Genomic DNA, 4458 nt, shown 5'->3' with positions numbered 1-4458 from the left:
GTGCGGTGCCTGGGGGGTATCGCAGTCTGCTCAACTCCCGCCCGTTGGCCACGGGTTGGGGCGTGCGTGTCCGCGAGGCGTGGGGGACGGAGTGGTGGGGACTTGATGGACTTCGGCACCGACCGCCCGGGCACCCCGGCCGATCTGGCCTGGTTGCGCGGGGTGGACGCATACACCATGGGCGCCTACGTGCAGGCCGAGGAGGAGTTCAGGTCCGCGGTCCGGCTGGACCCGGGGATGGCCGACGCGTGGTTGGGCCTGCACGCGCTGCGCGCCGACACCTCCATCGCGCTGCTGCAGATGTACCGGCACCGTGATCGCTTCGGCGAGCAGCGCGCCGCCCACCGCCGCACCCTCAACTCCTGGTACTGGCTGGGCTGGTGGGTGCAGCCGGTGCTGGAGACCAGCCGCGACCTGCTGCTCGCGCACGCCTCGCACTGGCTGGACGGCCGCCATGTCGCCGAACTGGACCGGGCGTTGGCCGACTGCCCGCCGGTCGACACCGACCCGCAGGTACGCTTCCTGCACGCCTGCCGCGCCTACCTCGTCAAGGACTGGGAGCGGCTGGTCCGGCACACCGAACCGCTGCTCGGCGACACCGTACTCGGCATCGAGGCAGGGCTGTTCGGCGGAATGGCCCGGGTCCGGCTGGAGATGTGCGGCCAGGCCGAGCCGCTGCTGTCCGCCGCGCTGATGCGCTGCCGCAGCGAGCTGCCGCAGCGCAAGGAACTGCGCTACTGGCTGGCCCGTGCCTACGAGGGCACCGGCCGCAGCGCCGCCGCCGTGCCGCTCTACCGCGCCGTGCACCGGGTCGATCCGTCCTTCATGGACACCTCCGCCCGGCTCGCCGCGATCCACGAGTCCGACGACGGCCTCGACGAGGGTGCGGGCCTTGCCGCCGTGTCGCTGGCCGGGGGCGGTGGCCAGGCCGTACCCGAGGGCGGCGACCCCGACGGCGGCTACCCCGTCGACTTCCCGCCCGACCCGTCGGCGGCCGGCGGCCCGGGCCCCGACGCCGAGTTGGACGACTCGCTGCTGATGGCCGGGCCGCTGGGCGACGCCGTACGCGACCGGTCCGCGCCGCTGCCCGGCAGCACCGGGGCCGCGGGCCCGGCCGGACTGCCGCTCGGCGGCTCCGACTCCGCGCTGCTCGCCGAGGCGCTCGCCGAACTGGACCGGATGGTCGGGCTGGAGCCGGTCAAGCGCCAAGTGCGGGCGCTGTCCGCCCAGTTACGGATGGCCCGGCTGCGGGCCGGACAGGGCATGCCGGTCCAGCCGCCGAAACGGCACTTCGTCTTCTCCGGCCCCTCCGGCACCGGCAAGACCACCGTCGCCCGCATCCTCGGCCGGGTCTTCTACGCCCTCGGCCTGCTCGGCGGCGACCACCTGGTCGAGGCCCAACGCTCCGACCTGGTCGGTGAGTTCCTCGGGCAGACCGCCGTGAAGGCGAACGAGCTGATCGACTCCGCGCTCGGCGGGGTGCTCTTCGTGGACGAGGCGTACGCCCTGTCCAACTCCGGCTACAGCAAAGGGGATGCCTACGGCGACGAAGCGCTCCAGGTACTCCTCAAGCGTGCCGAGGACAACCGGGACCGGCTCGTGGTCATCCTCGCGGGATACCCCGAGGGCATGGACCGACTGCTCGCGGCGAACCCCGGGCTCAGTTCGCGCTTCACCACCCGTGTGGACTTCCCCAGTTACCGCCCGCAGGAGCTGACCCGGATCGGCGAGGTGCTCGCCGGCGAGAACGGGGACCGGTGGGACGACGAGGCGCTGGAGGAGCTCGGCGCGATCAGCGGGCACGTCGTCGACCAGGGCTGGGTCGACGAACTCGGCAACGGGCGCTTACTTCGCACCCTTTACGAGAAGAGCTGCGCCTACCGGGACCTGCGGCTCTCGGAGTATCCGGCCACGCCCAGCCGGGACGAGCTGGCGACGCTTCGCCTGCCGGACCTCATGCAGGCTTACGGCGAGGTCCTCTCGGGGCGGGGCCCTGGAGCCCCGCCCCCCGCCGAACCGACGGAGTAGCCCGTCCCGGCGGCGGCCTGTCAGCGCCCCTGCGGGACGCACCGCACTTACGACCTGGTGCACGACAGGCGGTGGATCAGATCGTTACCGGACGAGCTCCCCCGAGGACGTGTCTCCTGCGGCCGGGCCCGGGACCGGGGCCCCGTTCTTCCGCGGGGAAGCCCTGTGCGCGGGGTCGCGGACCTCGCCGACGAGCATTTCGAGAACATCCTCAAGGGCGACCAGGCCGAGCACGCGCCCGTTCGCGTCGGTGACGGACGCGAGATGGGTGGCGGCGCGGCGCATCGCCGTGAGGGCGTCGTCCAGCGGCAGGTCGGCGCGGAGCGTGGCCATCGGGCGCCAGAGGCGTTGCGGCACCGGCTGGTCGGGGTGCTCGACGTCGAGGATGTCCTTGACGTGGAGGTAGCCGAGGTAGCCGGAACCGCCGGAGGCGTCCGCTTCGGCGGCGACCGGGAAACGGGAGTAGCCGGTGCGGACCGTCAGCGCCTCGATCTCGCGGGCGGTCGCCGCCGGGCCGAGCGTGACGAGCTCGTCCGGGGTGAGCAGGACCTCCGTGACCGGGCGGGTACCCAGTTCCAGGGCGTCCTCCAGCCGCTCCTGCTCGTCGGAGTCGAGCAGCCCGGCGGCGCGGGCGTCCTCGACCAGGACGGTCAACTCGGCGCTGGTGAAGACCGCGTCGATCTCGTCCTTCGGCTCGACCCTGAACGCGCGCAGGATCAACCGGGCGCACGCACCGAGCACCGCGATCACCGGGCGGAAGACCCGGGCGAACCCGACCAGCCCGGGGGCGAGCCGCAGCGCGGCCTTCTCGGGGTCGGACATCGCCAGGTTCTTCGGCACCATCTCGCCGATCACCAGGTGCAGGAAGACCACGATGGCCAGCGCCAGCACGTAGCCGATGGGGTGCACCAGGTCGTGCGGGACATGGACGGCGGCGAAGGCGGGCTCCACCAGGTGGGCGACGGTCGGTTCGGCGACCGCGCCGAGGGTCAGCGAGCAGATGGTGACGCCGAACTGCGCGGCGGCCATCATCTGCGGCAGGTGCTCCAGCCCGTACAGGACGGTACGGGCGGCGCGCTGCTCCGCGGCGTGCGGCTCGATCTGGCTGCGGCGCACGGAGACGAGCGCGAACTCGGCGCCGACGAAGAAGCCGTTGCCGAGCACGAGCAGTGCGGCGAACAGGAGTTGGAGTGCGCTCATCGCTGGTCGCCCCCCTCGGCACCGGCAGGACCGGTAGCACCGGCAACACCGGCAGGACCGGTGGCACCGCAGCCGACGCCGTCGTCCGGGCCGTCGTCGGGTCCGGCCGGCGCGGTCCGCACGATCCTGACGCGTTCGGCCCGGTGGTGGCCGACCTCCTCGACCCGTAGCAGCCAGCCGGGCAGTTCGGCGGTGTCGCCGACCTCGGGGATACGGCCGAGCAGGTCGGCGACGAGCCCCGCGACGGTCTCGTAGGGGCCCTCGGGCGCGGCCATGCCTATCCGGGCGAGGGTGTCGATCCGGCAGCCGCCGTCCGCCGCCCACGCCGGGTGGCCGTCCTCGGCCGGCGCCTGGGCGAGTTCGGGCAGGTCGACGGTGTCGTGCTCGTCGCGGACCTCGCCGACCAGCTCCTCGACGATGTCCTCGAGGGTGACCACGCCGGCGGTACCGCCGTACTCGTCGACGACGACCGCGATCGGCTGCTGGTTGCGCAGCAGTTCCAGCAGTTGCTGGACCGGCAGCGTCTCGGGCACCAGCAGCGGGGCGACGGCGATACGGGACACGGGGGTGCGGGCGCGCGCGTCGGCGGCCACCGCCAGCGCGTCCTTGAGGTGCACCATGCCGGTGGTGTCGTCCAGCCGCTCGCGGTAGACGGGGAACCGGGACAGGCCGGTGGCGCGGGTGAGGTTCAGTACGTCGGCGGCGGTCGCGGTGTCCTCAAGGGCGCTGACCCGGACCCGGGGGGTCATCACGTTCTCGGCGGTGAGGTCGCCGAGCGACAGGGTGCGGACGAACAGGTCGGCGGTGTCCGGCTCCAGGGCGCCGGCGAGCGCGGAGTGCCGGGCCAGCGAGACCAGTTCGCCGGGGGTGCGGGCGGAGGCCAGCTCGTCGGTGGGCTCCACGCCGAGCATCCGCACCAGGCGGTTCGCGGCGCGGTTGAGCAGCTCGATCACCGGGCGGAAGGCCCGGGAGAAGGCCCGCTGCGGGCCGGCCACCATCCGTGCGACGGCCAGCGGGTGGGACACCGCCCAGTTCTTCGGTACGAGTTCGCCGATCACCATCTGCACGCCGGAGGCGACCATCATGCCGATCACCACGGCGAAACCGGGGGCGGCGCCCTCCGGCAGGCCGGCGGCGTGCAGCGGGTCTTCGAGCAGGTCGCCGAGCGCGGGCTCGGCGAGCATGCCGACGACCAGCGAGGTGATGGTGATGCCGAGCTGGGTGCCGGAG

3 protein-coding genes are annotated in these 4458 nt (G+C 73.2%); 1 reads left to right on the top strand and 2 read right to left on the bottom strand.

The window, feature by feature from the left end:
* The first annotated feature begins 105 nt into the window (after positions 1 to 105).
* Positions 106 to 2028, top strand: coding sequence for an AAA family ATPase (locus tag AC13HU_RS32910; RefSeq protein WP_483045646.1), 1923 nt, complete (start codon positions 106 to 108; stop codon positions 2026 to 2028).
* Between the two features lie 84 nt (positions 2029 to 2112).
* Here AC13HU_RS32910 and AC13HU_RS32905 read toward each other — a convergent pair whose 3' ends face one another.
* Positions 2113 to 3228: a hemolysin family protein gene (locus tag AC13HU_RS32905; RefSeq protein WP_483045645.1), complete on the bottom strand. Its 1116-nt coding sequence runs from the start codon at positions 3226 to 3228 to the stop codon at positions 2113 to 2115.
* On the bottom strand, positions 3225 to 4458 hold a 1234-nt coding region (locus AC13HU_RS32900; RefSeq protein ID WP_483045644.1), incomplete at its 5' end, for a hemolysin family protein. The genes AC13HU_RS32900 and AC13HU_RS32905, both read right to left, overlap by 4 nt.

The sequence above is a fragment of the Streptomyces sp. NH27 genome, assembly GCF_056859195.1.
The sequence above is the reverse complement of the archived record's forward strand: the minus strand, read 5'-3'. Positions and strand labels throughout refer to the sequence as shown.

Bases quoted from the DNA above. Each gene is read 5' to 3' on its own strand.
- AC13HU_RS32910 (WP_483045646.1), top strand. From the start codon at position 106: ATGGACTTCGGCACCGACCGCCCGGGCACCCCGGCCGATCTGGCCTGG.
- AC13HU_RS32905 (WP_483045645.1), bottom strand. From the start codon at position 3,228: ATGAGCGCACTCCAACTCCTGTTCGCCGCACTGCTCGTGCTCGGCAAC.